General features: G+C 67.5%; 13 protein-coding genes. 4 read left to right on the plus strand and 9 right to left on the minus strand.

Going from position 1 to position 12754, the window contains the following annotated elements:
• The first annotated feature begins 113 nt into the window (after positions 1–113).
• A complete protein-coding gene (locus ACJEIK_RS14955; protein WP_064858160.1) occupies positions 114–749 on the plus strand; it encodes a TetR/AcrR family transcriptional regulator in 636 nt (211 codons plus the stop codon).
• 4 nt (positions 750–753) lie between these two features.
• Here ACJEIK_RS14955 and ACJEIK_RS14960 read toward each other — a convergent pair whose 3' ends face one another.
• The 4 genes from ACJEIK_RS14960 to ACJEIK_RS14975 all read right to left on the minus strand — a co-directional run bounded on the left by ACJEIK_RS14960 (position 754) and on the right by ACJEIK_RS14975 (position 3772).
• A complete protein-coding gene (locus ACJEIK_RS14960) occupies positions 754–1611 on the minus strand; it encodes an SDR family NAD(P)-dependent oxidoreductase (protein ID WP_409429923.1) in 858 nt (285 codons plus the stop codon).
• Between the two features lie 63 nt (positions 1612–1674).
• Positions 1675–2100 (minus strand): hypothetical protein, encoded by a 426-nt coding sequence (locus ACJEIK_RS14965; RefSeq protein ID WP_133427382.1) that lies wholly within the window; start codon positions 2098–2100, stop codon positions 1675–1677.
• Between the two features lie 57 nt (positions 2101–2157).
• Complete coding sequence (locus ACJEIK_RS14970; protein ID WP_409429924.1) at positions 2158–2508, minus strand: hypothetical protein; 351 nt, start codon at positions 2506–2508, stop codon at positions 2158–2160.
• Between the two features lie 106 nt (positions 2509–2614).
• Positions 2615–3772, minus strand: coding sequence for an acyl-CoA dehydrogenase family protein (locus ACJEIK_RS14975; protein WP_020100487.1), 1158 nt, complete (start codon positions 3770–3772; stop codon positions 2615–2617).
• Positions 3773–3858: 86 nt separating this feature from the next.
• On the opposite strand from ACJEIK_RS14975, the gene ACJEIK_RS14980 reads away from it, so the two are divergent.
• Positions 3859–4488: a TetR/AcrR family transcriptional regulator gene (locus tag ACJEIK_RS14980; RefSeq protein ID WP_073696716.1), complete on the plus strand. Its 630-nt coding sequence runs from the start codon at positions 3859–3861 to the stop codon at positions 4486–4488.
• A gap of 45 nt (positions 4489–4533) precedes the next feature.
• Here ACJEIK_RS14980 and ACJEIK_RS14985 read toward each other — a convergent pair whose 3' ends face one another.
• The 5 genes from ACJEIK_RS14985 to ACJEIK_RS15005 form a co-directional block, all read right to left on the minus strand.
• Positions 4534–4923: a hypothetical protein gene (locus ACJEIK_RS14985; RefSeq protein ID WP_064858133.1), complete on the minus strand. Its 390-nt coding sequence runs from the start codon at positions 4921–4923 to the stop codon at positions 4534–4536.
• A gap of 77 nt (positions 4924–5000) precedes the next feature.
• On the minus strand, positions 5001–6047 hold the full coding sequence (locus ACJEIK_RS14990) for an alcohol dehydrogenase catalytic domain-containing protein (protein ID WP_409429925.1): 1047 nt from the start codon (positions 6045–6047) through the stop codon (positions 5001–5003).
• Complete coding sequence (locus ACJEIK_RS14995) at positions 6044–7288, minus strand: LLM class flavin-dependent oxidoreductase (protein ID WP_409429926.1); 1245 nt, start codon at positions 7286–7288, stop codon at positions 6044–6046. The genes ACJEIK_RS14990 and ACJEIK_RS14995 overlap by 4 nt, the downstream gene beginning before the upstream one ends.
• Positions 7289–7458: 170 nt before the next feature.
• Positions 7459–8088, minus strand: coding sequence for a TetR/AcrR family transcriptional regulator (locus tag ACJEIK_RS15000; protein WP_064858163.1), 630 nt, complete (start codon positions 8086–8088; stop codon positions 7459–7461).
• 13 nt (positions 8089–8101) lie between these two features.
• Positions 8102–9715: a PucR family transcriptional regulator gene (locus ACJEIK_RS15005; protein WP_138249260.1), complete on the minus strand. Its 1614-nt coding sequence runs from the start codon at positions 9713–9715 to the stop codon at positions 8102–8104.
• Positions 9716–9830: 115 nt separating this feature from the next.
• On the opposite strand from ACJEIK_RS15005, the gene ACJEIK_RS15010 reads away from it, so the two are divergent.
• Positions 9831–11330, plus strand: coding sequence for a CoA-acylating methylmalonate-semialdehyde dehydrogenase (locus tag ACJEIK_RS15010; RefSeq protein WP_409429927.1), 1500 nt, complete (start codon positions 9831–9833; stop codon positions 11328–11330).
• Positions 11331–11357: 27 nt separating this feature from the next.
• Positions 11358–12740: an aspartate aminotransferase family protein gene (locus ACJEIK_RS15015; RefSeq protein ID WP_409429928.1), complete on the plus strand. Its 1383-nt coding sequence runs from the start codon at positions 11358–11360 to the stop codon at positions 12738–12740.
• The last annotated feature ends 14 nt before the right edge of the window (positions 12741–12754 follow it).

Consider the following 12754-nt stretch of genomic DNA (forward strand, 5'->3'; position numbering starts at 1 on the left):
ACGTCCGCCAGCGGCAGTACTGTAACAGTGTTACACCGTGATGGGCCGCAGATCCAGAGGCAGGACGCGGCCCCGGTGTGATTAGGTGTTCGGCGAGGCTGAAGGAGGTGGTCATGGCTGAGGCAACCCAGCGCGGGTCGGAGGGTCCGTCGAAAACTGTTGACGCTCAACTCATCCTGGATACCGCCGCGGCGCTTCTGGAGCGCGACGGTGTCGAGGGCTTCTCCATGCGCAGCCTGTCGGAGCATCTCGGTGTCGCCGTCACGTCCATCTACTGGCACGTCGGGGGCCGGGACAAGCTGTTCGACCACCTCATCGACCGGCTGATCGAGGTGATGGCGAGCCTGCCGGCCACCGGTGACACCCCGGAGGAACGCATCGTCTCGCTGGCCCGCGCACAGCGCATCGCGCTCATCGAACGCCAGCATCTGATGGCCATCGCACACGAACGCGACCGGACACCGTCGCTGTTCCAGTCGGTGCAGCAGACCCTCGCCGCCGAACTCGCCGCGCTGGGGATCACCGGCAATCAGGCGGCCCTGGCCTTGCGCTCCATCGAGGTGCACGTGATTTCGTCTGCGCTGATGCAGTTTTCGGCGATTCGCAGTGGCGAGCACGAGGAAGAGGACGCCTCGCTGTGGGGCGACGACTGGCCGGATCAGCAGCTGGTCGACGCCCTTCGCTCCCCCACCGACTACGACGCGGTGTTCGAGTACGGACTGGCCGCGCTCCTGGCCTCGCTCGTCTGATTTGTCACTTGGCGGCGAACCGGCGGGACCGCAGCTTCGGGATCGCCTGCTCGCGCAGGACCCGGGCGCGTTCGGTCATGGCACCGGCGACGGCGTCGGGGTGGGTGGTGAGGTAGAAGCCACCGGCGGCCGACTGATCGAAGATGATCTCCGCGGCGGTCATCGGATCCATGGCGGTGATCTGGTGCATCGCGGTGCGCTCCGACTCTGACGCGTCGGCGGCGTCCCCTTTTCCGCCGTCGACGCCGCCGGCCGCGGTGAAGATGTTCGACTGCACCGGTCCGGGCAGCACCGCCTGCACACACACGCGCTCGTCGTGGCCGGCCAGCTCGACCTCGACGCGCAGGCACTCGGTCAGGGCCAGCACGGCGTGCTTGCTGACGATGTACGGCGCCTGCAGTTGCACCGTCGAAACCCCACCGACGGACGACATGTTCCACACCCACGCGGGTTCCTCGGAGGCCAGCATGGCCGGCAGGAAAGCCCGCACGCCATGGAAGACACCACTGACATTGATGTCCATGACGCGCTCCCAGTTGGCGACCGGGGTGTCCCACAGGTAACCGAACTGCTCGATGCCGGCGTTGTTGACCAGTAGGCGCACCGGCCCGATCTCACCATTGACCCGGTCGGCCAGAGCCTGCACGGCCTCGGCGTCGCGGACGTCGCATACCGCGTCGACGGCCGTCGCGCCGGCTGCGGACAGCTCGTCGCGCAGGGCAGCGACCGCGGCCGCGTCGACGTCGGCCAGCACCGTCGTCATCCCAAGTTTCGCCGCGTACCGGGCCAGACCGGCCCCGATCCCCGAGCCGGCACCCGTGATGACCGCGACGCCACCACCGAACAGTTCCTGTGCACCCATGGCCGAAGTAAATCGCAGGGCGGGGGCCCGGACAGGCCCGACGTCCGATCAGTGGAATGCCGGTCAGGCCGGCTGGACCTCGGCCTCGGCTCTCGGCGCCGCACGCAGCACACACCGCGCATAGCCGATCCAGCTCACCACGCAGGCCACGACGCCGACGACGATCATCGGGTATACCGCCTGGCCGAGAACGACTGCGACGGAATCACTTCCGGCGAGCCGCCGGTCGACCGCGCCGCCCGTCATCAACGGCAGCAGACTGACCACGAAGCAGGCGATGGCGGCGGCCAATGCGGTGCCGAACCTCGCGCGCACCGCGGCGACGATCATCGTGCCGGCCGCGAGCACGATCAGCACGGCAAAGGGCAGCGGGCGCAACTCGGCACCGAGATTTCCGCTGATGTCCCAGATTCCCCAGCCACTCATCGAACCGTGGCCATGGTCGTTGTGCGCGGTGTACCACGGCAGGACAGCCGCGACGACGATCATCGCGAAGGCGATGACCCCGATCGCCCAGCGCGTCAGTACGTTCTCGATCTCGACTCCTCATACCCCCGTGAACGTCGGCTGCATCAGCGTGAGCATGGCCATCGCCAGGCTGATCAGCAGACACAGACTCAACACGATCATCGCACCCACCAGCATCCAGCGGCCCAGCCTGCGGCGAACGCGCGCCCATTTGGCGTTGTGGCATTCCTCGACATAGCCCACCGCGACCATCGCGAATGCGACATCGATGTGTTCGTCCCCGACGGTGGCGGCACCCGCCGCGATCTCCTGGAGGCGGCCGGGGTCGATCTGGACGCCCGCGACGGCGAAGCGCCGACTGAGCCGGCGTGCCTGCCCCCGCGTGAGCGGGTGGTCGCACACGTGCACGTGGTGTCGTGGGGCTGCCACTTGCGTCGTTCCCTCGATTCGGGCACCTCACCCGAGCCGAAAATGCAGAAGGCGCCCAAGAGTGAAGTTACTCCGACGGGCGCCTTCGCACACTGCGACAGTCGATTTAGAGCCCCATGTCCTTCGCGATGATCATCTTCATGACCTCACTGGTGCCGCCGTAGATACGGCCGACGCGGTTGTCGGCATACAGCCGGGCGATCGGGTACTCGTTGATGTAGCCGTAGCCACCGTGCAGTTGCAGGCAGCGGTCGATCACGCGCGCTGCCGCGTCGGTGCAGAACAGCTTGGCCTTGGCGGCGTCGGCGGCGGACAGCTCGTCGAGGTCGTGCGCCTCCATGGCACGGTCGACGACGGCTTCCATCGCATCGACGTCGGCCTGGCAGGCGGCGAGCTCGAACTTGGTGTTCTGGAACGACGCGACCGGCTTGCCGAACACGGTGCGGTCCTTCGTGTACTGCACGGCGAACCGGACGGCGGCCTTGGCCTGCGCGTAGGCGCTGACGGCGATACCGAGCCGTTCCCGCGGCAGGTTCTGGCCGAGGTAGTTGAAGCCTTGGTCGGCCTCGCCGAGGATGTCCTCGACGGGGACCTTGACGTCGGTGAAGTTGAGCTCGGCGGTGTCCGAGCAGCGCAAGCCCAGCTTGTCGAGCTTGCGGCCGACCGAGTAGCCCTCCAGCTTGGTGTCGACCACCAGCAGCGAGATGCCGAAACGGCGGTCGTCTTCCTTGGGGGCCGAGGTACGGGCACAGACGATCACGCGATCGGCGTGCACACCACCGGTGATGAAGGTCTTGGAGCCGTTGAGGACGTAGTGGGTGCCATCCTCGGAAAGCTTTGCGGTGGTACGCATTCCGGCGAGGTCGGAACCGGTGCCGGGCTCGGTCATCGCGATCGCGAACATGATCTCGCCGCTGAGCATGCCGGGGAACCAGCGCTTCTTCTGCTCTTCGTTGCCGATGTCGCGGATGTACGGCAGACACAGGCCGACGTGCACGCTGGAGCCGCCGAACGACACTGCGGCGCGCGCCAGTTCCTCGGTCAGGATCGCCTGGAACTTGTACGAGGTCAGGCCCTCGCCGCCGTACTCCTCCGGGATTTCCGCGCCGAAGATACCGAGTTCGCCGAGTTTGTAGTAGAACTCGCGCGGCACCAGGCCCTTCTCGAACCACTCGTCGTAGACGGGACTCACCTCGGCCTCGACGAAGGCCCGGATCATGGCCCGGTAATCCTCGTGCTCTTCGCTGTAGACCTCGCGTTTCACAGACATCTCCTCAGAAGTGGTGAACAGTGTTAGCTTGTTGCTGTCACAATAAGCTAACGACGTTCGCTAATTCAAGGGAGACGCAGATGGGCAGGCCCCGCGTACCGCTGCTCAACCGCGAACTCATCCGTGACACCGCATTGGAATTGATCGATCGCGACGGCCTCGCCGAGATGTCGATGCGCAAGCTGGCCGCCGAACTCGGCGTGCAGGCGTCGTCGCTGTACAAGCACTACCCCACCAAGGACGACGTGCTCGACGCCGTCGCGAGTCGCGTTGCCGGGGAAATCGACACGTCCGGGTTCGACCGCGGCGACGACTGGCAGGACGCGCTGGCCGCGTGGGCGCGCTCGCACCGCGCCGCGCTGGCAGCACACCCGAATCTCGTGCCCTACCTCGCGACCGGACCGGGCCGACGCGATGTGAGTCTGCGGATCGCCGACGCCGTACACGGCGGACTGGTCGGCGCCGGCTGGCCACCGCGCGAAGCGACCCTGATCGGCGCCGCCACCCGGTCACTGGTGCTCGGGTCGACCGTCGGCTCCTTCTCACGCGGGTTCACCGACGACGTGCAGGTCTACCGCGACCGCTACCCGCACATGGGCCAGGCACATCTACTGCGCGGCAAGGCCGACCAGATCGACACGGCCGGTTTCGAGCTGGCCCTCACCGCATTCATCGACGGACTGGCGATCCGCTTCAACGCCCTGCAGTGATTTGTGCACGATTTTCCGCGCTGGCCGCGGAAAATCGTGCACAAATCACTTGTCTTGCGGCGGCTTGGGCCCACCGCCGAAGGGGTTCAGCCTCGACACCCCAGGAATGTTCGACAGCAGCCGGAACACCTCGTTGCCGGTATTGACCAGGGCTTCGAGTTGCGGCAGCAGGGCGTCGAGCGTGCGGAACATGGGATCGGCCATGGCCATGACCCGCTCGGTGCGGTCGATCGTCGCGTTGAGCCGCTCGGTGGCCACCGCCAGATTCTCGATGAGATCGGGGACCTGGGCGGCGAGTTGGACGGAGGCCGGCGGAATGCGCAAGGCACCGCTGGCCACCGCCTGCGTCATCTCGACGGCGGACTGGGCAGCATCGACGGCGGATTGGGCCGCGGCCTTCAGGTCGCTGGGCTTCGGAATCATTTGACCGGCCATACAGTTAACTGTGCCGCACCCGGGCCCGCCTGTCCCGTGATCGACACGGCTACACGTCGGTAACGCTGCTCACGATCTCAGGACGGCAGTACCAGGATCTTGACGTGCTCGTCCGGATTCCGCAGTGCCGTGAACGCATCTGCGATGCCGTCGAGCCCGGTACGTCCCGTGATCAGGGCTTCTGCGTCGATCTCACCGGCAGCCAGTCGAGCCAGCACCTTCTCGTACGCCTGCTCATAGGGGCCGTGACCGAAGTTGATCGCGATCTGCCGCATCTGCGCCACCACCGGGATGATGGTCTCCTCGGCGAACGGCGATGCCACCACCTGAATCCGCGAACCCCATGGCAGCGTGTGCGTCAGGGTGTTGAGCGTGCCGACCCGGCCGCTGCACTCGTAGGCGATCAGCAGGCCGCCGCCGGTCTTGCCGCTACCCAGCAACTCGTTGTAGACCTCGATGGGGTCCTGCTCGCCCGGGTCGACGACGATGTCGGCGCCCATCTTCGTGGCCAGTTCGCGCCGCTTCGGCGACGGCTCGGACGCGATGACCAGGTGCGCGCCGGCAGCTTTCGCGGCGAGGATCGTGCCCAGACCGATCGAACCGCAGCCGATCACGAGTGCGGTATCCGCGGCCGTCAGCCCGGACTGCTGCATGTGCATCTCGCCGACGTGTAGCGGCTCGGCCAGAGCGGCATGCTCCAGCGACAGGCCGTCGGGCACGTGCCGGACCCAGAACGCGTCGACGACGATGTACTCGCCGAAGGCCCCGTGGTAGTCGTTCGAGTAGCCGATGATGGTCGGCATCCCGTTCTGCTCGGTGGTGATACCGAGGCCGGTGACGCGGTCGTCGACCGTGAAATCCTCGACGCCCTCGCCGGTTTCGACGACGACGCCCGCCCATTCGTGCCCCAGCACCACCGGACGGGTGGCGTCGAAGACGGCGAACGGGAAGCCGGCGCCGGCGGCGACGGACACGAACCGGCACGGGTCCTTGGACATGCTCAGGTCGCTGCCGCAGATGCCGCATGCGGCCACCTTGATGCGCAGCTGGCCGGGTCCGGTGGCCGGGGGCTCCGGCACGTCGGTCACGGCGAACTGGCCGTCGATGAACTGTGCTGCCTTCATGCGCGCGCTCCTGCGGTGTTGAGTTCGTTGGCGGGTGCCGGGGTGGCCGGCAGGTCCGTCGGCTGCCCGTAGTAGTCGGTGTAGGCCTTGGTGATGGCGCCGACGAGGTTGCCGATGAGCACCTCGGAGTTGTCCTGCGCGAACTGCAGGCTGGCTTGCCGGGCGACATTGCGACGACGGAAGTGCGGGATGACCTCCGAGGCGAACAGCTCGTAGCTGCGCTTGGTGTTCTCCCAGTCGGCGAGGTCGACGTGCATGATCAGCAGGGTGCCGAAGCCGCCGGTCTTCTCGATCAGACGGTCGATCTGCGCGATGGCGTCCTCCGGCGTGCCGATGATCGCCTGACCGAACTCACCCAGCGACTCGTTGCGCCAGTAGTCGATGATGCCGGCCGGGGTCTGGGCCCAATCCGGATTGATGTTCTGCTGCCGGTTGACGTACTCGGCGATGTGGTGGATGCGACGGCTGACGGCGCGCTCGGCCTCCGCGCGCGTCTCGGCGATGAACATCGGGTTGACCAGACGCCACGTCGACCGGTCGGCGACGTAGCCGTTCTCGGCCGAAACCTGTTCGTACACAACCCAGTTGCGGTCGAGTGATTCGTAGCCGGCCTGCGAGCTGGCCGCCAGGGACAGCAGCGAGAGGCCGTGCTTGCCGGCCAGCACCGATCCGTTGGGCGAGATGGTCGACGCGGTGACGACCTCGATACCGGCGGGGTTGTAGGTCGGCAGCTGCGCGCGGGCGTCGCGCAGGGTGAACCAGTCGGTCTCCATGTTGACCACCTCGCCGCGCAGCAGTGCGAGCACGGCCTCGAGGGCCTCGCCCTGCATGCGGCGCTGGTTGGTGGTCGTGATGCCCATCATGTGCGCGTCGAGCGGAATCTTGCCGGGACCGGTGCCGACGATCAGCCGACCACGGGTCTGCAGGTCCAGCTGGGTGATGCGGTCGGCGGTGATCAGCGGGTGGTGGTACGGCAGCGACATCACACCGGTGCCGAAGCGGATGCGCTCGGTGCGTTCGGCCGCAGCGGCGATGAAAACATCTGGCGCCGGGACGATCTCGGCACCGGTCGAGTGATGCTCCCCCATCCACGCCTCTTCGAAGCCGAGGTGGTCCAGGTGCGTCATCAGGTCGATGTCGCGGCGCAACTGCAGCGCCGGGTCGGCGTCGAGCGGATGGTACGGGGCGAGGAACGCCCCGAACTTCATGGACGTCGGGCTCCACTGGGCAACGCTGCTCACGGTGGTCTCCTGGTTCTCGGTGCGGGCTGTCTCGGCTTGCCCGGCCGACTGTAATCCGATCACTCGATTGGATCAAGTGATCCACAAATATCGGCGCGCTCAGCAGCCGCGAGCGTGACAAAAGTGCACGTAATTCACGGCGTGTTGCGTGCAGACACGCACGCTCGCGGTTAGGAGTTGAGGAGGCGCTCGGTCCCGCCGACGACGAACGTCACGAGGTCTTCGTAGAACGCTTCGAGGGCGGGCGCCGACAGCTTGGCGCGGTCCCATTCGTCGGCGCGGCTCAGGCCCTGCACGAAGCCCATGATCGACACCGCCCAGCGCGCCTCGAGCCGGTCCGCGTCGGCGTTCGGGAAGGCCCGCCGGACCTGCGCCAGCAGGGCGATCCGCAGCTTGGGCTCGATGGTTTCGTCGGCCGGGCCGGCCTGGGTGATCTGCGCCATGATCTTGATCCAGCGCATCCCGCGGGTACGCTGCCGGCGCAGCAGATCCAGGTAGGGCGCCGTGACGGCGCGGACCAACGCGTCGGGCGACGGCGCGGCCGAATCCGCCGCCAGCACATCGACATTCGCCTGGATGGCCGAGCCCACCGCGGCGCCGAGGTCCAGGACCACCGCGCGCAGCAACTCGTCCTTGGAACCGAAGTGGTAGTGCACCGAAGCGGCCCCGAGGCCGGCCGCGGCGTTGACCGAGCGCACCGAGACGGCGTCCACGCCCTGCTCGGCGAAGAGCTTCTCGGCCGTCTTCACCAACTTGGCGCGGGTGGCATTGCCCTGGCGGTTCTGCGATGTGCCCGACACGGTCAGAAGCATGTCACAGCGGCGCGCCGGCGCCACCGAAAGCGTTGCGTGTCTCCAGGATCAGCAACGCCACGTGCAATGAGGTAGCCGACTCGCCGTCGGCCAGATCGACGCCCAGAATCTGCTCGATCCGGTTCAGCTTCGCGTACAGCGACGGGCGGCTCAGATGTAGTCGCGACGCCAGCGCCGTCTTGTTGCCGCCGAGTTCCAGGTATCCGCGCAAGACGTCGAGAAGCGCGTCTCCGGTTTCGATGTCGTGCAGGATCAGCGCGCGCAACTCCCCTTCGGCGAAGCGCTGCACCCGCGGGTCGGACCGCAGCATCGAGAGCAGTCCGCGCAGCCGGATGTCGGCGACCCGGAAGCAGACGCGCTGCGACGCGGGCAGTGACAGCGCCGCCTCGGCGACGTGGGCGGCATCGGTGATGCGGTGGATCGCCTCGATCAACGCCGGCGCCGGGGTGCCGAGACCGAGCACCAGGCCGTGGGCGTCGACGGCGCGCTCGGCATCGCGCCGCAGGGCCCGGCCCAGCGGCTCCAGCGCGCTGCCCACACGCGTGTTGAGCGACAGCACCATGGCGATTTCGCCGGGCCCGCGAAGTGAGAACAATCCGGTGTGCCCCAATGCCTTCACCGACCGCGTGACGACGTCGAGCAGGCGCGCGCTGCGGCGTTGTTCGGAGACCGGGTCGGCGTCAGCCGCCCAGCCCGCGATCCGCAGCGTCGCGGGCAGGTACTGCGCCGCCGGCCGCAGGCCCAGCGCGAAGGCACGCGCGGTCGCCTCGTCCTCGAACCGGATACGCTCGCGCGCAACGTCTTCCAGCAGGCCGGCCTGCGCCTGGTGTTCGATGTCAGTGCGGCCGCGCTCGGCCATGCGGTGCAGCACCAGCGCCTGGGATGCCCGCTCCAGCACCATGGTGAACCTGGCCGCCACACCTTCGGCGGTGCTCAGCGCGATCAGGCGGCCCCATGCATCGTCGCCGCGGCCCACCTCACTGATCACCCAGTCGTCCGTCCGCTCGGCCCCGGTCTCGTGCTGACGCGACCGACGTTGCCAGTCGCGCAACACATCTGGGGTGGGACGGCCGGCCGTCGCCACCGCGATCGCCTGGTGGTTGAGGTCCTCGAGGACCACGGGTGCACCGAGCAGATTCGCCGCGGCCTCGGCGATTCCGGCGGGCGTCGCCCGGCGCATGCTCAGGTCGGTGAACACCTCGTGCGTCTGTCGCGCGAAATCGACCTCCTGGTACTGGTCGGCGACGATCACCCGGTGCACCTGTTCGGTCACCTCGACGAACTTGATCACTCGGCGCACCGCCACCAGGGCCAGCCCCAGTTCCTCCGCGATCGCGCCGACGTTGACCGGCAGCGGCACGGCGCCCGCACCGAGTTCGACGACGACGCCGACGGCCTGCGCGGCGGCCACCGACCGCAGGTAGTCCAGCGGCGCGGCGCGCAGCGCGGCACCCGTGGTCAGCACCAGTTCGCCACCCTGCAGGACCTCCGAGAGATCCGGGACATCACTGACGTGGACCCAGCGGATCGGGCGATCGAATCCGGTCGCGCAGAGAATCTCGGGTTCGCCCTGCTGGATGACCGGCAGGGCGACGATCTCGGCGACGGTCGGCATTTACAAAGTGTAAATCCACATCCGGAACCTGATACAGATTGTCGGCCGATTCGGAGGTCGCCCCGGGGCAAGCTGAGTGCACACCCCGCACCGACCAGGAAGGCCTACTTCGACGATGACCACCTTGCAGACCATCTCGCACTGGATCAACAACGACGTCTTCACCGGATCCTCGGGACAGTCGGCACCGGTGACCAACCCGGCCACCGGCCAGGTCACCGGACAGGTCGCACTGGCCAGCGTCGAGGACGCCCAGACCGTCATCAATGCCGCGGCAGCCGCCTTCCCAGCCTGGCGCGATACCTCGATCACCAAGCGCGTGCAGACGCTGTTCGCGTTCCGCGAGCTGCTCAACGCCCGCCGCGAGGAGCTGGCCGCGATCATCACCGACGAGCACGGCAAGGTGCTCTCCGACGCCATGGGCGAGGTCGCCCGCGGCATCGAGGTCGTCGAATTCGCCTGCGGCATACCGCATCTGCTCAAGGGCGGCTACGCCGAGAACGCCTCCACCAACGTCGACGTCTACAACATCCGGCAGGCCCTCGGCCCGGTCGCCATCATCGCGCCGTTCAACTTCCCGGCCATGGTGCCGATGTGGTTCTTCCCCATCGCCATCGCCGCCGGCAACACCGTCGTCGTCAAGCCGTCCGAGAAGGACCCGTCGTCGTCGCTGTGGATGGCCGAACTGTGGAAGGAAGCCGGCCTGCCCGACGGCGTCTTCAACGTCCTGCAGGGCGACAAGACCGCCGTCGACGAGCTGCTGACCAACCCCGCCATCAAGGCCGTCTCGTTCGTCGGCTCCACCCCGATCGCGCAGTACGTCTACCGGACCGCCACCGCTTCCGGCAAGCGCGTGCAGGCCCTCGGCGGCGCCAAGAACCACGCGGTGATCCTGCCCGACGCCGACCTGGATCTGGCCGCCGACAGCATGGTCAACGCCGGCTTCGGTTCTGCCGGTGAGCGCTGCATGGCCATCTCGGCCTGCGTCGCGGTCGGTCCGATCGCCGACGACCTGGTCGCCAAGATCGTCGAGCGCGCCGCGGCCATCAAGACCGGTGACGGCGCCAAGGGCTCCGACATGGGCCCGCTCATCACCAAGGTGCACCGCGACAAGGTGGCCTCCTACATCGACGCCGGCGAGGCCGAAGGCGCCAAGGTCGTGCTCGACGGCCGCAACGTCACCGTCGAGGGTGCCGAAAACGGGTTCTGGCTGGGCCCGACCCTGCTCGACAACGTCACCCCCGAGATGAGCGTCTACACCGACGAGATCTTCGGCCCGGTGCTGTCGGTCGTCCGCGTCGAAACCTACGACGAGGCACTGGAACTGATCAACAACAACCCGTACGGCAACGGCACCGCGATCTTCACCAACGACGGTGGCGCGGCCCGCCGGTTCCAGAACGAGGTCGAGGTCGGCATGGTCGGCATCAATGTCCCCATCCCGGTTCCCATGGCGTTCTTCAGCTTCGGCGGCTGGAAGGCCTCGCTGTTCGGCGACACCCACGCCTACGGCCCCGAGGGTGTGCAGTTCTTCACCCGCGCCAAGGCCGTCACCCAGCGCTGGGCCGACCCCAGCCACGGCGGCATCAACCTGGGCTTCCCTGAGAACAACTGATCACGCCACCCAGACAGAGGACCCGACATGACCCTCGCCGCAGACCACGTCCTGCCCGCAGGCCACACCATCGACTCGATGCGTGCCGAAGCCGAGCGTGCCTACGCGCTGGACCGCGCCCACGTCTTCCACTCCTGGTCGGCCCAGGCCGCGCTGAACCCCATGACCATCACCGCCGCCGAAGGCAGTTACTTCTGGGACGGTGACGGCAACCGGCTGCTCGACTTCTCCTCGCAGCTGGTCAACACCAACATCGGCCACCAACACCCGAAAGTTGTTGCGGCGATCCAGGAGCAGGCCGCCAAGCTGTGCACCATCGCGCCACAGCACGCCAACGCCGCACGTTCCGAGGCCGCCCGGCTGATCACAGAGCTGACCCCCGGCAACCTGAACCACGTGTTCTTCACCAACGGCGGCGCCGACGCCAACGAGCACGCCATCCGCATGGCGCGCCTGCACACCGGCAAGCACAAGGTGCTCGCCCGCTACCGCTCCTACCACGGTGGCACCGACCTGGCGATCAACCTGACCGGTGACCCGCGACGGTTCGCCAACGACCGCGGCGCGGCCGGCGTCGTCCACTTCAACGGACCGTTCCTGTACCGCTCGGTGTTCCACGCCGAGACCGAGGAGCAGGAATCGGCCCGCGCCCTCGACGAACTGCAGCGCGTCATCGAACTCGAAGGCGCGTCGACCATCGCGGCGATCATCCTGGAGTCCATCCCGGGCACCGCCGGCATCATGGTGCCGCCGCCCGGGTATATGGCCGGCGTCCGCGCGCTGTGCGACAAGTACGGCATCGTGATGATCGCCGACGAGGTCATGTCCGGCTTCGGCCGCTCCGGAAAGTGGTTCGCCATCAACCACTTCGATGTCGTCCCGGACCTGCTGACCTTCGCCAAGGGCGTCAACTCCGGCTACGTGCCGCTGGGTGGCGTCGCGATCAGCGACGCCATCGCCGCCACCTTCGCCGAGCGCGCCTACCCCGGTGGCCTGACCTACTCCGGCCACCCGTTGGCGACCGCGGCCGCGGTCGCGACGATCAACGCGATGCGCGACGAAGGCATCGTCGAGAACGCTGCCCATCTGGGTGCCGACATCATCGGGCCGGCTCTGCGGGATATGGCGCAGCGGCACCGCAGTGTCGGTGAGGTTCGCGGCGCGGGCGTGTTCTGGGCCGTCGAACTGGTGAAGGACCGCGAAACGCGCGAACCGCTGGCGCCCTACGGTGGCAGCAGTGCCGCGATGAACACCGTCATCGCGTTCTGCAAGGAGAACGGCTTGATGCCGTTCACCAACTTCAACCGCATCCATGTGGTGCCGCCGTGCAATGCGAGCGACGATGAGGTCCGGGCCGGGCTGGAAATCTTGGACCGCGCCCTCGACGTGGCGGACCAGTACGCCCAGTAGGGGTACTGTCGGCC

It is taken from the genome of Mycobacterium sp. SMC-16, from assembly GCF_046250085.1.
Taxonomy (GTDB): Bacteria; Actinomycetota; Actinomycetes; order Mycobacteriales; family Mycobacteriaceae; genus Mycobacterium; species Mycobacterium phocaicum.

Coding starts and splice junctions, on each gene's coding strand:
- ACJEIK_RS14960 (WP_409429923.1), bottom strand. CDS start 1,611: ATGGGTGCACAGGAACTGTTCGGTGGTGGCGTCGCGGTCATCACGGGT.
- ACJEIK_RS14985 (WP_064858133.1), bottom strand. CDS start 4,923: ATGGCCGGTCAAATGATTCCGAAGCCCAGCGACCTGAAGGCCGCGGCC.
- ACJEIK_RS15010 (WP_409429927.1), top strand. CDS start 9,831: ATGACCACCTTGCAGACCATCTCGCACTGGATCAACAACGACGTCTTC.
- ACJEIK_RS14955 (WP_064858160.1), top strand. CDS start 114: ATGGCTGAGGCAACCCAGCGCGGGTCGGAGGGTCCGTCGAAAACTGTT.
- ACJEIK_RS14980 (WP_073696716.1), top strand. CDS start 3,859: ATGGGCAGGCCCCGCGTACCGCTGCTCAACCGCGAACTCATCCGTGAC.
- ACJEIK_RS15015 (WP_409429928.1), top strand. CDS start 11,358: ATGACCCTCGCCGCAGACCACGTCCTGCCCGCAGGCCACACCATCGAC.
- ACJEIK_RS15005 (WP_138249260.1), bottom strand. CDS start 9,715: ATGCCGACCGTCGCCGAGATCGTCGCCCTGCCGGTCATCCAGCAGGGC.
- ACJEIK_RS14990 (WP_409429925.1), bottom strand. CDS start 6,047: ATGAAGGCAGCACAGTTCATCGACGGCCAGTTCGCCGTGACCGACGTG.
- ACJEIK_RS14965 (WP_133427382.1), bottom strand. CDS start 2,100: ATGATCGTCGTCGCGGCTGTCCTGCCGTGGTACACCGCGCACAACGAC.